At 65.5% G+C, this 16,693-nt stretch carries 14 protein-coding genes; 6 read left to right on the forward strand and 8 right to left on the reverse strand.

All coding sequences use genetic code 11. The features are described 5' to 3' along the window. Positions 1-134 precede the first annotated feature (134 nt). The 5 genes from GLR48_RS09485 to GLR48_RS09505 all read right to left on the reverse strand — a co-directional run bounded on the left by GLR48_RS09485 (position 135) and on the right by GLR48_RS09505 (position 3,997). Positions 135-896: a pseudouridine synthase gene (locus GLR48_RS09485; RefSeq protein ID WP_237061024.1), complete on the reverse strand. Its 762-nt coding sequence runs from the start codon at positions 894-896 to the stop codon at positions 135-137. Positions 897-1,016: 120 nt separating this feature from the next. After that, the gene (locus GLR48_RS09490; protein ID WP_237061025.1) at positions 1,017-2,255 is read right to left on the reverse strand and encodes an aspartate kinase; all 1,239 of its coding nucleotides are present in this window, start codon (positions 2,253-2,255) and stop codon (positions 1,017-1,019) included. Positions 2,256-2,409: 154 nt separating this feature from the next. Continuing rightward, on the reverse strand, positions 2,410-3,054 hold the full coding sequence (locus GLR48_RS09495) for an SDR family NAD(P)-dependent oxidoreductase (protein WP_237061026.1): 645 nt from the start codon (positions 3,052-3,054) through the stop codon (positions 2,410-2,412). A gap of 12 nt (positions 3,055-3,066) precedes the next feature. After that, on the reverse strand, positions 3,067-3,453 hold the full coding sequence (locus GLR48_RS09500) for a DUF1178 family protein (RefSeq protein ID WP_237061027.1): 387 nt from the start codon (positions 3,451-3,453) through the stop codon (positions 3,067-3,069). A gap of 61 nt (positions 3,454-3,514) precedes the next feature. Continuing rightward, positions 3,515-3,997: an NUDIX hydrolase gene (locus GLR48_RS09505; RefSeq protein ID WP_237061028.1), complete on the reverse strand. Its 483-nt coding sequence runs from the start codon at positions 3,995-3,997 to the stop codon at positions 3,515-3,517. Positions 3,998-4,025: 28 nt separating this feature from the next. Here GLR48_RS09505 and GLR48_RS09510 point away from each other — a divergent pair, with 28 nt between their 5' ends. From GLR48_RS09510 to modC, 3 genes are all read left to right on the forward strand, one after another. After that, complete coding sequence (locus GLR48_RS09510) at positions 4,026-5,174, forward strand: acetoin utilization protein AcuC (RefSeq protein ID WP_237061029.1); 1,149 nt, start codon at positions 4,026-4,028, stop codon at positions 5,172-5,174. Positions 5,175-5,344: 170 nt separating this feature from the next. Then, positions 5,345-6,037, forward strand: coding sequence for a molybdate ABC transporter permease subunit (modB, locus tag GLR48_RS09515; RefSeq protein ID WP_237061030.1), 693 nt, complete (start codon positions 5,345-5,347; stop codon positions 6,035-6,037). After that, on the forward strand, positions 6,034-7,083 hold the full coding sequence (gene modC / locus GLR48_RS09520; protein WP_237061031.1) for a molybdenum ABC transporter ATP-binding protein: 1,050 nt from the start codon (positions 6,034-6,036) through the stop codon (positions 7,081-7,083). Before modB ends, modC begins: the two co-directional genes overlap by 4 nt. A gap of 18 nt (positions 7,084-7,101) precedes the next feature. On the opposite strand, the gene GLR48_RS09525 is transcribed toward modC, so the two are convergent. Both GLR48_RS09525 and GLR48_RS09530 read right to left on the reverse strand, forming a co-directional pair. Then, a complete protein-coding gene (locus GLR48_RS09525) occupies positions 7,102-8,208 on the reverse strand; it encodes a THUMP domain-containing class I SAM-dependent RNA methyltransferase (protein WP_237061032.1) in 1,107 nt (368 codons plus the stop codon). A gap of 59 nt (positions 8,209-8,267) precedes the next feature. Then, positions 8,268-9,917: an amidohydrolase gene (locus GLR48_RS09530; protein ID WP_237061033.1), complete on the reverse strand. Its 1,650-nt coding sequence runs from the start codon at positions 9,915-9,917 to the stop codon at positions 8,268-8,270. Positions 9,918-10,047: 130 nt separating this feature from the next. On the opposite strand from GLR48_RS09530, the gene GLR48_RS09535 reads away from it, so the two are divergent. Next, complete coding sequence (locus GLR48_RS09535; RefSeq protein ID WP_237061034.1) at positions 10,048-11,820, forward strand: S9 family peptidase; 1,773 nt, start codon at positions 10,048-10,050, stop codon at positions 11,818-11,820. A 23-nt stretch (positions 11,821-11,843) separates the two neighbouring features. Here the strand turns inward: GLR48_RS09535 and GLR48_RS09540 are convergent, their stop codons facing one another. Beyond that, positions 11,844-14,339, reverse strand: a complete 2,496-nt coding sequence (locus GLR48_RS09540; RefSeq protein ID WP_237061035.1) for a sensor domain-containing protein — start codon at positions 14,337-14,339, stop codon at positions 11,844-11,846. 511 nt (positions 14,340-14,850) lie between these two features. Here GLR48_RS09540 and GLR48_RS09545 point away from each other — a divergent pair. Both GLR48_RS09545 and mbfA read left to right on the forward strand, forming a co-directional pair. Beyond that, positions 14,851-15,603 (forward strand): NYN domain-containing protein, encoded by a 753-nt coding sequence (locus GLR48_RS09545; RefSeq protein ID WP_237061036.1) that lies wholly within the window; start codon positions 14,851-14,853, stop codon positions 15,601-15,603. A gap of 59 nt (positions 15,604-15,662) precedes the next feature. Then, positions 15,663-16,640 (forward strand): iron exporter MbfA, encoded by a 978-nt coding sequence (gene mbfA, locus GLR48_RS09550; RefSeq protein WP_237061037.1) that lies wholly within the window; start codon positions 15,663-15,665, stop codon positions 16,638-16,640. Positions 16,641-16,693 lie beyond the last annotated feature (53 nt).

Here is a 16,693-nt window from a genome sequence, read left to right on the forward strand (position 1 = left end):
GCCCCTGTGGGTGCTGTCCAAGATGATCGCAACCCTGCCGATCAGTCCAGATTCGCCTATCCGAACGGGTCATCCGCCCCATTTGCGGCACTAAAACTCCCCAAAAGGTTCCACGTCGGCAACGCGAAACGGTATCACATGACGGATGCCGGATCGTCGTCACCTTGAAAAATCAGCGCGATGTCCTGTGCGTTCAGCACTTTCCACTGACCAGGCGCAATATCATCGGGCAGAGACAGACCGCCCAAGGCTTCACGGTGCAGGGCCGCGACGTGGTTGCCCGTGGCCGCGAACATGCGGCGCACCTGATGATACCGCCCCTCGGTCACGGAAAGCAGGGCTTCAGTGTCCGAGATCACCTGAAGATCAGCCGGCGCCAACGGCTTGTCCTCATTCTGCAGCATGAATGCGCCAGAGGCAAAGAGCGCCGCTTCGGTGCCGTCAAGCGGCCGGACCAGCGTCGCGCGATAGGTTTTGGTCACGTGATGCTTGGGACTGATGATGCGGTGCAGCAGGTCGCCGTCATCGGTCAGCAACAGCAGTCCCGAGGTCTGTCTGTCCAGACGGCCGATGGTCGAGATGGTCGGTGTACGCGCACGCCAGCGCTGTGGCAGAAGATCATAGACCAGCGCACCATCCTCCTTGTGGGAACACGTCACGCCCAAAGGCTTGTTCATGAGGATGACCAGCCCCGCGAGGGGATCGAGCGGTTCGCCCCGGACGGTCATGCGCGCCGGCAGATCAGACGTGACGGGAATGCGTGATGTAACATCCCGAAGCGCAGCGCCATCAAGCGTGATACCGCCCGCGCGTCCCATACGCGCCACATCATTGCGCGACCCATAGCCAAGAGACGACAAAAGCCTGTCGACACGCGAGGTCAGGACCTTGGACATTCGCACCCCCGCTGAAACCGGCCTAACCTATACCAGTCATTCGTCCGCAAAGCAGCACTCGGTCGGCACCCCGGCGGACGTGACCGACGCAGCACCGTTCATGCCGGTCGCGGATTCAGATCAGGCGGCCTTTTCCAGGCCGAAGGCATCGTGCAAGGCCTGCACGGCCAGTTCGACGTACTTGCGGTCGATCAGCACGCTGATCTTGATTTCCGACGTCGTGATCACCTTTATGTTGATCCCTTCGTCACGCAGCGTGGCGAACATCTTGGCGGCGACGCCCGCGTGGCTGCGCATGCCTATGCCGACAATGCTGACCTTGGCGACGCCTTCGTCGGCAACCAGATCGTGGAAATTGATCGACCCGTCGGCTTTCGCCTCTTCCATCGCCTTCTGCGCGCGCATCACCTGATCGACGGGGCAGGAAAAGGTCATGTCCGTGCGACCCTCTTCGCTGATGTTCTGCACGATCATGTCGACGTTGACGCCGGCGGTCGCCAGCGGGCCGAAGATCGCGGCGGCGATGCCGGGCCGGTCGGCGACCGAGATCAGCGTCATCTTCGCCTCGTCGCGCGAATAGGCCACACCGGCCACGACATTGCTTTCCATGATGTCCTCCTCGGCGCACACCAGCGTGCCCGCGTTATCAGATGGTTCCTCGAACGACGACAGCACCCGCAGCTTCACGCCAAAGCGCATGGCGAGTTCCACCGACCGCGTCTGCAGCACCTTCGCCCCCAGCGACGCCAGTTCCAGCATCTCCTCGAAGGCGATGCGGTCCAGTTTGCGGGCTTTCCGGACGATGCGCGGATCGGTCGTGTAGACGCCGTCGACGTCCGTATAGATGTCGCAGCGTTCCGCACCGAAGGCGGCGGCAAAGGCGACCGCGGTCGTGTCGGACCCGCCACGCCCCAGCGTCGTGATCCGCCCCTCTGGGCTGACGCCCTGAAAGCCTGCGACCACGGCGACCTTCATGCCTTGGGCGAATTTCGCATTGATGTTGTCGGGGGGGATCGCGTCGATCCGGGCGTTGGCGTGGGCGGATGTCGTCTGGACCGGCACCTGCCAGCCCTGCCAACTGCGCGCGGGAATGTCCATTTCCTGCAACCGCAGTGCCATCAGACCGGCGGTCACATTCTCGCCGCTTGCCGTCACCGCGTCGTATTCGCGCGCGTCGTACAGGGGCGAGGTCTCGTTCACCCAACCCACCAGTTCGTTGGTCTTGCCCGACATGGCCGACACCACGACGATCACGTCGTAGCCATTTGCCACCTCAAGCGCCACGCGCTTTGATGCGCGGGCGATCCGGTCGATGTTGGCGACCGATGTGCCGCCGAATTTCATCACGAGTATGGGCATGACGCGTCCCTTGCCTGTCTGCGCCGCCCTTTACGCGACGTTGTCCCCAAGGGCAATCCACCCGCCAACCGGTCCCCGCTTCTTCTGGTTAAAAATACTTCGGGGGGCCGTGGCACACGGCGGGGGCAGCGCCCCCTCAGCGCTTGATCATGTTTCAGAACGCGTGATCCTGCCCGTCCCAAGTCTTGAAGCAGCCTGTGCTGTCCAGTGACAGGTCAGCGAACCGGTCAAGCAACCCGTTTGCCGCCTGCACGGGTGTGATCGCGGCAGAACTGCCGCCCATGTCGGTCTGCACCCAGCCGGGGTGATAGATACCAACCGCGATACCGTCGCCCTTCAGGTCGACGGCCAGATTGCGGCCAAGGTTCAGGACAGCCGCCTTTGATGCGCGATAGATATAGGATCCACCCGGTGCATTCGTATCGGACGCCATCTGGCTTGAGATGATTGCGATCTTGCCGCCCGCCGCGCGCAGGTTCGGCAACAGCGCCTGTATGGTCAGGAAGACGCCCGTGACGTTCACCGCCATCGCCTGCGCCCAAAGGTCTGCGGTCAGGTCTTCGAGGGGCAGACCCTTTTCGACGTAGACACCTGCATTGCACACTAGCAGATCCAGCGGTGTGTCGCCGAAATCCTTTGCCATCTGGCTGACCGATCCCGGATCAGCCACGTCCAGCCGCAGCATGTCGGTGGTCGGTGCGTCGCGGTGGGTGCCGGTCACGGCTTCTCCCTTGTCGCGAAAGGCGTCAAACATCGCGTGGCCAATGCCGCGGTTGGCACCGGTGATAAGAGTCGTCATGGGCTCAGTCTCCTAGTTGGTGCGCCGCCGCGGCAAGAAGGGCAGCGGCAGCACGGGAATATCGTCTGCGATCAGTGCGCGCACCTGCGCGCCGTTGGCCTGCCCGATGATCGGACGGTTCGGCGCGTCTCCGTCGTGGATCGCGCGCGCCTCGGCAGCAAAGCGGTCGCCGACGTCCTCGGACGTGGCCTCGACATGGGCACGCAGTTTTTCCAGTGCAGTCGGTGCGGCCTTTTCGGTCGCAACAGCCGGGGCCATCACCGTTTTCGTGATCTGTACCGAACCGCAGGTGGTGCACGACAGCTGGCCCGCATGTGCCAACGCCTGATAGGCATCGGCTGACCGGAACCAGCTGTCGAAGCGGTGTGATTTCTCGCAGGTGAAGGTGTAGCGGATCAAGGGGACGTGTCCGTTGCAATGTCATCCGAAGATAGGCGAAGGCCGCCCGGATGCAACGCCCTTACAGCCCGGTGGGATCAAAGTGTTCGACAATGCGCCGCAGTGCCGGCTCTGCCAGTTTCGACGCGGCCGCCTGCAGCGGGAACCATTTGCGACGGCGTTCGCGGCGTTCGGGCCAGTCGCTCGACACCTCCATCACCTCCAGCGGATAGACCATGACGACGACAGGCGTGGTCCGTTTCGACAGCGGTTTGACGTAGGAGTAGACGCCAAGGCAGCGATCGACCGGGCGGCCTGTCAGCCCCGCTTCCTCCCAGGCTTCGGTCGCAGCGGCCTCTGCGGGGGTCTGCTTGTGCATCGGCCAGCCTTTGGGCACGATCCAGCGTTTGGTGCGGCGCGAGGTGATCAGGCAAACCTCGACTTCACCGTCTGCCGTACGGCGCCAACACAGGGCGGCGAACTGGCCGCGCACATCGGTTTTGCCGCCGCGCAGTTTCAGCGGCAGTTGTCCGCGCCGGGGGGCAGGGGTGGAGTCTGTGGCCAAAGGTCTTACATCCCGTGATATGAACCTCGTGGTCCCACACACAAATGACGTCCGCAAGACGGAACCGGTCTTCATCGGGTCAGAGATCTATCGCCATTCATCCTACGGACCGTTCCATCCGCTGCGGGTGCCGCGCGTGTCGACCGTCATGGACCTGTGCCGCGCCATGGGCTGGATCGCACCGGGACAATACATGACCTCGCCCCGGGCCAAGCCCGCAGCCCTGCTGTCGTTTCACACACCGGACTATATCGCCGCCCTGCAACGGGCAGAGGCGACACAGTCCGTGACCGAGACCGACCGCTTGCGCCACGGCCTTGGCACGTCGAACAATCCGGTATTCCCCGAGATGTATCGCCGCCCCGCGACCTCTGCTGGGGCTGCCCTGCTGGCGGGAGAGCTCTTGCGCCATCCGGGCACCGTCTTTACCCCCGCTGGCGGCACCCATCACGGCTTTCCCGACCGGGCCGGCGGGTTCTGTTACCTGAACGATCCGGTTCTGGGGATACAGTCCCTGCGCCGCAACGGGGCGGCCCGCATCGCCTATCTGGACATCGATGCGCACCATTGCGACGGGGTGGACCATGCCTTTCGCGGCGATCCGGACACGCTGCTGATCTCGACCCACGAGGCCGGGCGCTGGCCGCGCACCGGGCCGCTGACGGATGCGGGGGCCGGAAACGTCTTCAACGTGCCCTTGCCGCCGGGGGCTTGCGATGACGACATGGCGCTGGTCCGCGACCGCGTGATCCTGCCGGCGCTGGCCGCCTTTCGTCCCGATGCCATCGTGCTGCAATGCGGGGCCGATGCAGTGCAGGAGGATCCGCAGTCCCGGCTGTCCCTGTCCAACACGGCGCACTGGGCCATCCTGCGTGCCATCCGCAGGTTGGCACCGCGCCTGATGGTACTGGGCGGCGGCGGCTATAACCCGTGGAGTGTCGGGCGTCTTTGGTCCGGCAACTGGGCGATCCTGAACGATCTGCCGATTCCCGAGGTCCTGCCGCCCGCCGCGCAGGCCGTGCTGGCAGCCCTGCGGTGGGACGGGCAGCGCCGCGTCATGGTGCCGCCGCCACACTGGATCACGACCTTGCGCGATCCGCCGCGCCACGGCGCTGTCCATGACGCAAGCCGCGCAGCCTGTGACCATCTGTCGGCACGCCTGACCGCCTGGGTCTGATGCGCCCTTGCGGTCGGGCCGCACAGACGGGATAGTCCGCCAAATGCAAGCGCGAGGACGAAGATGACCGGGCAGGTTCACAAAAGCCGCCCCGACCTGCCGGGTCGCCCGGACGGTTCAGGGCGGTCGTCCGCCGCGCGTCCTGTGACACGGTCGCGGGTGGCACGCTGATGGGGTCGCTGGACGCCGTGGCTTGGGCTGCCGTCCTGCTGTCGCTGCGCGTTGCGGTGGTTGCAACGGTCATCAGTCTTCCCTTTGCCGTGGCGACCGCATGGCTGCTGGCGCGCAAGCGGTTCTGGGGCAGGGGCCTTCTGAACGGCATGGTCCATCTGCCGCTGGTGCTGCCGCCGGTGGTCACCGGATATCTGCTGCTGCTGGCCTTCGGCACGCAGGGCCCCATCGGCAGCGTGCTGCGCGAAACCTTCGGTATCACGCTGGCCTTCCGCTGGACGGGTGCCGTGCTGGCCGCGGCGATCATGGCCTTTCCCCTGACCGTCCGCGCGATCCGTCTGGGGTTCGAGGCGGTGCCGTCGGGGCTGGAGGATGCAGCATCGACTCTTGGGGCATCGCGTGCCCGCGTCTTCGCCACCGTCACTCTGCCGTTAATCGCGCCTGCCGTGCTGGCGGGGGCGGTGCTGGGCTTTGCCAAGGCGTTGGGGGAATTCGGCGCGACGATCACCTTCGTCGCGGCGATCCCCGGCCAAACCCAGACGATCCCGTCGGCCATCTACGGTCTGCTGCAGGTGCCGGGGCAGGACGGTGCCGTGGTGTCGCTCGTCGTGATTTCGATTGTGCTGGCTATGACGACCCTGGCGCTGGCGGAATGGCTCTCACAGCGCCTGACCGCACGGCTGGGCGCATGATCGACGTCGCTGTCACGCGCCGGCGGGGCGATTTCATGCTGGATGCGGCGTTCTTGGCGCCGCCAGGAGTCACCGCGATCTTTGGCCGGTCCGGGTCGGGCAAGTCATCGCTGATCAACTGCATCGCGGGGCTGATGCGGCCCGACGCGGGGCACGTCCGCGTCGATGGGGCGGACCTGACGGGCGTCCCTGTCCACCGCCGCCGCATTGGGTATGTGTTTCAGGATGCGCGCCTTTTCCCGCACCTCGACGTGGCGCGCAACCTGACATACGGCGGCGGTCACGACCGCGACGCGGTGATCGAGATGCTGGGCCTTGGCGATCTTCTGCATCGCCGCCCGCCGACCCTGTCGGGCGGAGAGAAATCCCGCGTTGCCATCGGGCGCGCGCTGATGTCGGATCCGCGGCTTCTGCTGATGGACGAACCGCTTGCTGCCCTTGACGCCGACCGCAAGGCAGAGGTGCTGCACTACCTCGAACGCCTGTGTGCCACGACCCGCGTGCCCATCCTTTACGTCAGCCACGCCATGTCAGAGGTCGCGCGGCTGGCCACGACGCTGGTGTTGATGGAAAAAGGGCGCGTCACGCGCTTCGGACCACTCGACCAGATATTGTCCGACCCCGCAGCCGTGCCATTGGTGGGCGTGCGCGATGCGGGCGCCGTGCTGACCGGTACCGTGCGGGGCCTGAATGCCGCCGACGGCCTGACCGAAGTGGCCTTGTCCGCCGGTCGCCTTGTGCTGCCGGGGCGGTTGGGCCGTCATGGCGACCGGATCCGCCTGCGGATCCCCGCGCAGGACGTGATCCTGTCGCTGCATCCACCGCAGGGGCTGTCGGCTCTGAACGTGCTGGCCTGCCGCATCGCGGCGATCGAAGTCGGCCATGGGCCGGGCGTCGCTGTGTCCCTTGTTAGCGGCACCGACCGGCTGCTGGCGCGAATCACCCGGCGGTCCGCCGCGCGCATGGGGCTGGGCGTGGGGCAGGAAATCCATGCGATCATCAAGGCCACCGCCGTCGCCGCACAGGATATCGGCGGCGCGGCCTAGACCGGCCTGTTGGACTGGCTAGAGCGCGTCCGTCTTGAAGAGTGTCACGCGCAACCCGCCGTGCTGCACCTGCAGGCGGTCCGGGGTGAAGGGCAGGCCGGTCGCCTTGGCGAGACCTGGTTCGCTGGTGACGAGTCCCACGCGCCAGCCACGAAAGCGGTCTTTCAGCGTGGCCCCCAGCGCGCCGTAGAGGGGGAAGAGGAGGTTGCGATTGCCGATGCGCGCGCCGTAGGGCGGGTTGACCATGACCAGACCGGGCGGGCCCGCGGGCCGTGGCAGATCGCTGATCGCGTGATGGGCAAAGGTCACGATGTCACCGACACCGGCCCGGTCCGCATTCGCGGTGGCATTGCGCACCGCCCCGGTATCGCGGTCCGACCCGTAAAACCGCAGCGCCGTGTCCTGCGGCGTGGTCCGGCGCAGCCTGTCAAAGGCTGCAGGGTCGAAACTTGCCAGTTGCATGAAGGCGAAATCGCGGCTGCGCCCGGGCTGCAGGCCGCGCGCGATCTCTGCCGCCTCGATGACGAAAGTGCCGGACCCGCACATCGGATCGACCACCGGCTCTGTTCCGTCATAACCGCAGTGGGCGAGGAAGAGCGACGCCAGCGTCTCTCGCATCGGGGCCTTGCCGACGGCTTCCTTGTGGCCGCGCTTGTGCAGGCTCTCGCCGCTGGTGTCGACCGACAGGGTCACGGTATTGTCGTCGATCCGCACCTTCAGTGTCACAGGCGCGTCGGCGGCGATGGTGATCCCCGCCTCTTCGCGCAGGGCGGTTTCGATCCGCTGCTGCGCCGCGCCCGCGTGATAGATCTTGGATTTGTGACAGGTCACCTCGACCCGGACGGGGACATCCACGCGCAGCGTCTCGGTCCAGGGAAACTTGCGCGACCGCTTGTCGAGCTGTGCCAGATGGAACGCCAGAAAGCTGCCAAAGCGTGCAAGGACGCGCCCCGCGCCCCGCAGTTCCAGATTGGCGCGCCAGACGTCGGGCCAGCCGCCTGGAAAGGTGACACCGCCGGGCACGACCTCGGCGCCGTCAAAGCCTGCGGCCTGCACCTGTTGCAGCAAAAGCGGTTCCAGACCCGGCGGGGCGGTGGCGAAAATTTCGAATGCGGTATCGGTCATCGTTGCGATCTAGCCGGAATTGCGCCCGGGTGCATCCGCAAAACAGTAAGGCCCGGTCGTCAGGTGTCGGCCCGGTGCGTCACCCGCCCGCCGCAGATCGTCAAAGCTACGCGGGCCGCATCGGGGGATGAGGCCAGATCATCCAGCGATCCGTCGATCAGGATCAGGTCGGCGTCCAGTCCCGCGCGCAAGGCGCCGCGGCGGTCCTCGCACTGATCGGCGTAGGCGCCGCCTTTGGTATAGGCCAGCAGGCAATCGTCAAGGCTGATCCGCTGGTCGGGCAGCCCGTCGTCCCAGGGCGCGCGCGTCAGGCTGGCATGGATGCCCAGCAGCGGATCGATCGGCGACACCGGCCAGTCGCTGCCGAACGCCAGCGGTACCCCCCGATCTTGGAGCATCCGCCAGGGAAAAGCCGTCGCCCAGCGGTCGCGGCCCATGATCGACACCGTTGGTTCCAGTGGCAGGCCGGCGGCGCCCGGCGGATGCAGGGGCTGCATGGAGGCGGTGATCCCCAGCGGCGCCAGCCGCTCCAGATCCTCTGGCGTGATCGCCTCGATATGCTCGATCCGGTGGCGGGCGTCGCGGGGGCCGTTCGCGCGCCGGGCGGCGGCATAGCCGTCGATGGCGGCCCGCACCGCCCCGTCGCCCACCGCATGGGTCGCGATCTGCAGCCCGCGCGCATCCGCCGCAATGCAGATTGCGTCGAATGTATCCTGTGGGATCAGAGGCTGCGAGCGGAAGCCGTGACGCCCCGGATAATCGCTGGTGGTCAGCGCGGTCCATGTGTCCCAGACCCCGTCGAGGAACATCTTGACCCGTCCAAAGCGCAGCCAGCCCGGCACCTCTGGCCCGAAATCGTCCAGCATCGCGAGGCCCTCTGGCCCGTCCGCCGCCACCAGTCGCAGCGGCAGGCTGACCCTGACGGGCAGGTCGCCCGCCATCGCCAGATCGCGTATCAGACCCGCCTGATAAACGTTGCCGTCCATGTTGACGGCGCTGGTGATGCCGTGGGCGGCACAATAGGTGGCGGCCTGCCGGATCACGCTGCGGTCGTAGGCGCGGTCGGCCTCGGCCACAGGGCTTGTCGGGCGATAGTCCAGCCCGTCGCGCCCTTGCAGCCGCGACAGCATGTTGACCCGGTTCATCGCGGCGAATTCGCGCAACTCTCCGGTCGCGACCCCGTCGGGGCCCATCACGACCTCTGCCTCTGGCCCGACATCGGCTCCGTGCAGGATGCCCGCCTGCGCCAGCGCTGCGGTATTGGCCCAGGTGCAGTGCAGGTCCGCCGACATCAGACTGATCGGACGGTCGGGGCTGATCCGGTCGAGAATGTGCCGGTCGGGCCGCGTGTCCGGTCCAAAGACCGTGTAGTGAACGGAAAAGGCCTGGAAGAGGTCGTCGCCGGGTCGTGCTTTGGCCGCTTGGGCAAAGGCATCGGCCACCGCTTCAAAACCGAAGGTCGTCCCCAGATCGAGCATGGTCAGCGTGGCGCCCCCCATGAACAGGTGCAGGTGACTTTCCACGAAGCCGGGCATCAACTCTCGGCCTTTTGCATCGATGATCTGCGTGTCGGGGCCGGCAAGGGTGCGGATCGTGGCATCGTCACCCAACGCAGTGATGACGCCGTCGCGCCACGCGATGGCGGTGGTGCCGGGGGCGGCAAAGACGGGCCGGGTGCGGGCGTTGAAAATCAGGACATCGGCGGTCATCGACGGGGCTCCGGCTGGGATCGCCTTGCATCCTGCCCGAAAAGGGCGGGCTGTCCAGATGTGCCGTCACGGGTTGCCTGCGGACCCGGTCCCGTGCAGCCATGACGCACAGGCACAGGAAGGCTGGACGATGACCGATGAAACGCCACTGACACCCCACACTGCCAGCCGCGCTGCCCTGTCCGGTGACGCGCTGTTCTGGATCGACACCCGCGGCGGGCCGCGGCCCAGCCTTTGGACCGCCACCGCAGACGGAGGTGCCGCCCGCCAGCTGTTCGGCGGCGCCGACGCGGTGACGGGCTTTCGTGCCTTTGCCAAGGGGCGGTCCGTCGTCGTGGCAACGGATTGCGGCGGCGATGAACACCACCAATTGCGCCTGCTGGACGTCGAAAGCGGTCAAATCCGCCACCTGACGTCCGATCCCTTCGTGATCAATGACCTTGGGGCGGTCTCTCCGGACGACACACGGCTGGCCTTCGCCGCGAACCGGCGGGATCGCGGCACATTTGACATTGCCATTGTCGCGCTGGCGACTGGACAGCGCCGTGACCTGCGTGTGGGGCAAGGCTGGTGGAAGGTCGAGTGCTGGGAGGCGAACGAGACGCTGATCGTGTCGCATCAGCGCTCTGCCGTCGATATCGGGCTGTTCCGGCTGGACCTTGCGTCAGGCGATTGCACATCGCTGCTGCCCCTGGGGCCTGCACGTTTTTCGGACCTGCGGCAGACGCCGCAGGGTCTGTTGCTGCTGACGGATTGGGGTGCCGACCACATGCGCCTGATGCGCGTGACGGACGGCGTTCTGACGCCGGTCCACGCGGTGGCCGGACGCGATATCGATGCCTACGTCCCGTTGGGACACGACGGCCGCATCGCCGTGCTGGTGAACGAGGAGATCGGCCACAGCCTGCATGTCGGTGGTGGCGACGCGGCGTGGCGCGAGGTCTGTGCGGCAGAAGGTCCGCTCTCTGATCTGCGCGCCGACGGGACCGGTGCCCTCTTGGTGACGGCGCAATCTGCGCTGCGTCCCGCGCAGGTCCGGCGGATCGATCTTGGCACGGATGCGGCCACGGCCCTTGTCTCGCCGGCGTCCAAGCCACAGACGGGGATCGCCAGCGTCATGGCAATCCGCGCCACCGCCCCGGATGGAGAGCGCGTCCCCGCGCTCCTTTACCGGCCGCGCAGACCCAACGGTGCAGCGGTGATGATCGTCCATGGCGGACCGGAGAGCCAGTGGCTGCCGACTTGCGCTCCGCAGGTCGCCGCGCTTTGCGCGCTGGGGTGTACGGTGATTGCGCCGAACGTGCGGGGATCGTCCGGATTCGGACGGCGGTGGCTGTCGCTGGACGACCGCACCCAGCGCGGCGATGTGCTGGGCGACATGCTCTGCCTGCACGACGCGCTGGTGGCAGAGCACGGCATCGACCCGGCTCGGATCGGGATCATGGGACAAAGCTATGGCGGCTACATGACCGCCCTCGCTTTGGGTCTGGCGCGCGAGCGCTGGGCGGCTGCGGCGATTCTTTATGGATTTGCCGATTTTACGCATGTGATCGGCGGCTTCGGTGCGTGGCGGCGGGCGCACCGTGTCGCGGAATACGGTGATCCCGACGATCCGGTCACGCGGCAGCTGCTGGACAGGATTTCACCCTTGCCGCATCTGGACAAAGTGACGGTGCCGGTTTTCCTGTACCACGGGCGGCGCGACGTGCCGGTGCCGATCGACAACACCGACTTGATCGAGGCGCGGCTGCGTGCGGGCCTGGCCCCCGTCACGCGGATGACCGTCGATGACGAGGGGCATGGCTATGTCGGCGCCGACACCCGCTCCGCCCTGTGGACAGCGATCGTCGCCCATTTTGCGGATGCGCTCCGGCTCGATGGGATGGTGACTGACAGCGACTGAAGGCCGCTGCGGGCGGAACCGCTTCAGCGCACCGGCAGCAGGTTTTGAATCATGCGGGCCGGCATCGGGCGGGCCAAGGCGTAGCCTTGCAGATAGTCGCAGTGGAGGTCCTGCAGGATTTCGACGTGGGCCTGGGTTTCGACGCCATCAGCCACCACGTCGATATGCAGCATGCGACCGATTCTGATGATGGTCTCCAGCAGGGCGCGGCGCTGCTGGGATGTGACGATGGGCTGGACCAGCGCGCGATCGATCTTGAGCCGCCGGGGCGCGATCCGCAACAGGCTGATGATGGAGGCGTGACCCGAGCCAAAATCGTCGATTTCGATATCGATGCCAAGATCGGCTATGATCGCCAGATTTTCATCGATCCTCGAGTCTGCACCATCCAGAAAGACCGATTCCAGAAGCTCGAAGACAATCGTGCCCGGCGTGATATCCAATGCCCGCAGGGATGGACCCAATTTTGGATCGGTCAGCCGTTCGGCCGAGATGTTGACCGACACATGCGGCACGACGAGGCCCGCGGCCGTCCAGGCCTTCGTGTCGCGCAGCACCTGCCGCAGTACCGCATCGTCCAGACGGGCCATCAGGCCCATGTCGGACGCGATGTTCAGGAACTGGTCCGGCATGATCAGGCCAAAGATCGGGCATTGCCAGCGCACCAGCGCCTCCAGTCCCGTCAGTTTCAGGGTGCGGGCGTCAAACTGGGGCTGGTAGTGACAGATGATCTGATCCTGCGCGAAGGCCAGCGACAGCGCGTCTTCCAGACGCTTGCGGTGATTGGCCTCCTCCATCATCGCGGGGCGGTAGAACCGGCAGGCCGCGCGCCCGTCTTTCTTGGCGTGATAGAGCGCCATGTCGGCAAGGATGAACAGGCTTCCCCGCGCCCCGTCCTGTGGATCGGTACGCGCGATGCCGATGCTCATGCAGGTCCTGATCTGCGCCCCGTTGTAGGCAAAGGGCGCGGCCAGAGCCTTGGTGATGCGGTCCGCGATGGCGCGCAGGGCGGCGTCGGTCGGTGCATCCACGAACAGCGCCACGAACTCGTCGCCACCCGCGCGCGCGACCAGCGCATCCTTTGGCATGTGGTCCCGCAGGATCGTCGCGGCGTGCCGCAAAGCCATGTCACCGGCATCGTGACCAAGGCTGTCGTTGATCTGCTTGAAGCGGTCGATGTCAAAATGCATGGCGGCAATCGCGGGTGCCGGGTCCGAGTCGATCGCTGCGGCGAACACTTCGTCCAGACTGCGCCGGTTGGCCAGACCGGTCAGGGCGTCGTGGCGACTCTCGTATTGCAGCTGGCTGCGGGCCTGTTCCAGCGCACGCGTCTTGCGGTATTCCGGTGTCAGGTCGAAGTCGACGCCGACATAGGCGCCGCTGCCTTCGACCGAGGGCAGGAACTTGCCGCGCGTCCGGATATACCGCTCGGACCCGTCGTCCGTCAGGACGCGGTAGTCGTAGGCGATATCCTCACGGTCCCGCAGGCGGGCCGCGTTGTAGTCGATCACGCCCTGCCGGTCATCGGGATGGATCAGATCGCTCCAGTGCGGGCCGGTCCGCGCGATGGCCTGCGCGTTCACGCCCAGCATTGCGGCGGCGCGGGCGTCCCAACTGGTGCGGCCAGTCTCGATATCGAACTCCCACTGTCCCATCTCGGCGACTTCCATTGCAAGGGCAAGGCGCTCTGCCAGCCTCTTGCGTTCCTGCTCGACGGCCTTGATGTCGGAAATGTCCGTGTCTGTGCCGATGATGTGGACGGGAAAGCCGGCCGCATCCCGGCGCATCACCCGTCCGCGGCTGAGGATCCAGATCCAGTGCCCTGCCGCGTGCCGCTGGCGAAACGTGTAGTCAACGATATCCGTCAGGCCGGTTTCCTGCAGATGCAGCTGTTCACGGACCTTCTGAATGTCGTCGCGGTGGATGGTCAGCAGCCAGTCTTCGGTCGTTTCGGGGGCCGTGGCATCAGGGGCAAGGCCGCGCATGGTCCGCCAGGATTCCGACAGGTAGTGCCGGTTGCGTTCGAAATCGTGATCCCAGACACCCTGACTGGCGCTGAGCACGGCGGTTTTCCAGCGCAATTCCGTTTCGGCCAGCACGTCAAAGCGTTGGCCGGCGGCCCGTGCTGCGTCCTTGTCCGACTGCTCCGGCGACACCGGCGCCGCATACTGATAGATAATCCCGATGACTTTGTCATAGTCATCCGCCAGGGATGCTACGTGCCACACGCCGTCGCCCGTGGCGTGTTTCAGATGTATCGTCCGGTTCGGCGCGATCGGGTGATCCGACCCATCGTGCGTTACCCGGGTTTGCACCCCGGCAGAGGCATCACCGGCGACGAAATCCGCGATCGGCATGTTGCGCAACGCGTGCGCACCGGTGCCGGTCAGCAGATCGGCGGCAGATTCGTTCGCACAGACGATCTTTCCGTTCAGACCGACCAGAAACGTCGGCGCCCTCAGGCTAGCAATCAGGCTGTCCGCCAAACCGCTTAACACGAAACCAGATTTGAAATTCACCTTCATCACCAACGTCAAGGTCCATAGCGGACGTTGTTAGTGCGTCAGGTGTTGCACGAATAAGTCAAGGACAGATGAGCGTCCGCGCGAGGATCGTCTTTAAGATGAAAACAGGATTTGAGCAGTCATACGTTGCATCTGTCCATGCCCGCTTTGCGCAGCGGGCGCGCCTGCAGCCGTGACGCCGACATCCGATCGGCCGGTCAACACGCTTGGGTTGATTTTTCTGGGTCGTAACGTCTTGAGGTAGAACGTTTTCCGATGGGATGTTTTAACCGCAGGGCATAGGCCGTCCGGTCAACATCGGTCAGACAGCACGCCTGCGGGTCCGGTCCGGTGGCGTAAACGTCAGGGGTGGCCCGGTTGGGGTCCGCGCTGACTTGTCGCGCCTTTGCAACACCTCGTTGCCCGCCGTTTCAGTTCAAAATCCGCTTCGACGGACCACAGCCTGCATGGGCTGGTCCGCCGCACCGGGCTGGGCTAGGTCAGTGACAACCTGAAAGGACATGCCATGCCCGAACAACGCCCTCTGCTGGCCGTGCTGATCGACGCCGACAACACCTCGCCGAAATTTGCCGCAGCGATCTTCGAGGAGGTCGCGAGTTTCGGCGAGGCGAGCGTGCGCCGGATCTATGGCGATTTCTCAAGCCCGCAACTGGGCGGCTGGAACAAGATCCTGCTGGAACACGGTCTGAACCCGCAGCAAAGCCCGGCCTATACGACCGGCAAGAACTCCAGCGATATCGCGCTGGTGATTGACGCCATGGACCTGCTGCACACCGGGCGGTTCCAGGGCTTCGTCCTCGTCAGTTCCGACAGCGATTTCACCTCTCTCGCCAGCCGAATTCGAGAGCAGGGGCTGGATGTCTACGGCATCGGGCAGAAAAAGACGCCGGACGCCTTTCGCCGGGCCTGCAAGCGATTCATCTTTGTTGAAAACCTCGGTGCCGACACGACGGACCCGGTACCCGCGGCACCCGGCGAAGCAGCGGCTCCGCGACCCGCGCAACCATCAGAGGTCAATACCAAGGAGCAGCCCAGCAAGGTCGTGCCACTGGTGATTTCCGCGATGAACAGCATCGACCCGGACGGCGACTGGTTCTCTCTGGGACAACTTGGCCAGTATCTGGTCAGCGCGAATCCGGAATTCGATCCGCGCACCTACGGCAGCGCCAAACTGTCGGACCTGTTGCGCAAGTCGGGGCGTTTCGAAGTGGCGCAACGGCAGGGCGGCAATCATCTGGACGTGCGCCGCCTTGACTAGGTCTTGTCACGGCAACAAATCCGCGTAGTTTGGAATCATTCTAAACAGGATGTGCCACGATGATTCCGGGTTTTGCCAACCGACGCCGTTTTTCCGACCTGAGCGAGCAGGAGGTGCTTGCCTTGGCGATTTCGTCCGAAGAGGACGATGGGCGCATCTACCGCAGCTATGCCGAAATGCTGCGCGCTGAATATCCGGCCTCGGCCGCGGTTTTTGACGGTATGGCAGAGGAAGAGGACCAGCACCGCAAACGGCTGATCGACCTGCACCAGCAGCGGTTCGGCAACGTCATCCCGCTGATCCGGCGCGAGCATGTCTCGGGTTTCTACGCCCGCAAACCGGTGTGGTTGACCGCGAACCTGGGGCTGGAGCGGATTCGCGAAGAAGCGGGCCAGATGGAACGCGACGCGGAGCGGTTCTATCACACGGCGGCGCAGGCGACATCGGACGCAGAGACGCGCAAGCTGCTGGGCGATCTGGCGAGTGCCGAGAGCGGACATGTCGAGAAGGCCGACCAGCTGATCGAAAAGAACCTCGGTCCGGAGGCGAAAACCGAGGAAGAGGCGGCGGCGCATCGCCAGTTCGTGCTGACATGGGTGCAGCCGGGGCTGGCGGGCCTGATGGACGGGTCGGTCAGCACGCTGGCGCCGATCTTTGCAACGGCCTTTGCCACGCAGAACACGCATACGACGTTCCTCGTGGGTCTGGCGGCCAGTATCGGTGCCGGAATTTCGATGGGTTTCACAGAGGCGGCGTCGGACGACGGCGCGATTTCCGGGCGCGGATCCCCGATCAAGCGGGGGATCGCGGCGGGCGTCATGACGACGCTGGGCGGTCTGGGTCACGCACTGCCCTATCTGATCCCGGACTTCTGGACAGCGACGACGATCGCGATGGTCGTGGTGTTCATCGAACTCTGGGCCATCGCGTGGATCCAGAACCGCTACATGCAGACGCCCTTTCTGCGGGCGGCGTTTCAGGTCGTGGTCGGTGGGGCGCTCGTCTTTGGCGCGGGCGCTTTGATCGGCGCGGGGTAGTCGATCTTTCGCCGCGTGATCGGCACAGAGGGGGGCCAGCCCCCCGGCCTGCG

This window comes from Loktanella sp. M215 (assembly GCF_021735925.1).
Taxonomy (GTDB): Bacteria; Pseudomonadota; Alphaproteobacteria; order Rhodobacterales; family Rhodobacteraceae; genus Loktanella.

Excerpts from the sequence above, each read along its gene's own strand:
- GLR48_RS09525 (WP_237061032.1), bottom strand. The coding sequence starts at position 8,208 with ATGACCGATACCGCATTCGAAATTTTCGCCACCGCCCCGCCGGGTCTG.
- GLR48_RS09535 (WP_237061034.1), top strand. The coding sequence starts at position 10,048 with ATGACCGATGAAACGCCACTGACACCCCACACTGCCAGCCGCGCTGCC.
- modC (WP_237061031.1), top strand. The coding sequence starts at position 6,034 with ATGATCGACGTCGCTGTCACGCGCCGGCGGGGCGATTTCATGCTGGAT.
- GLR48_RS09485 (WP_237061024.1), bottom strand. The coding sequence starts at position 896 with ATGTCCAAGGTCCTGACCTCGCGTGTCGACAGGCTTTTGTCGTCTCTT.
- GLR48_RS09490 (WP_237061025.1), bottom strand. The coding sequence starts at position 2,255 with ATGCCCATACTCGTGATGAAATTCGGCGGCACATCGGTCGCCAACATC.
- mbfA (WP_237061037.1), top strand. The coding sequence starts at position 15,663 with ATGATTCCGGGTTTTGCCAACCGACGCCGTTTTTCCGACCTGAGCGAG.
- modB (WP_237061030.1), top strand. The coding sequence starts at position 5,345 with ATGGGGTCGCTGGACGCCGTGGCTTGGGCTGCCGTCCTGCTGTCGCTG.
- GLR48_RS09530 (WP_237061033.1), bottom strand. The coding sequence starts at position 9,917 with ATGACCGCCGATGTCCTGATTTTCAACGCCCGCACCCGGCCCGTCTTT.
- GLR48_RS09545 (WP_237061036.1), top strand. The coding sequence starts at position 14,851 with ATGCCCGAACAACGCCCTCTGCTGGCCGTGCTGATCGACGCCGACAAC.
- GLR48_RS09495 (WP_237061026.1), bottom strand. The coding sequence starts at position 3,054 with ATGACGACTCTTATCACCGGTGCCAACCGCGGCATTGGCCACGCGATG.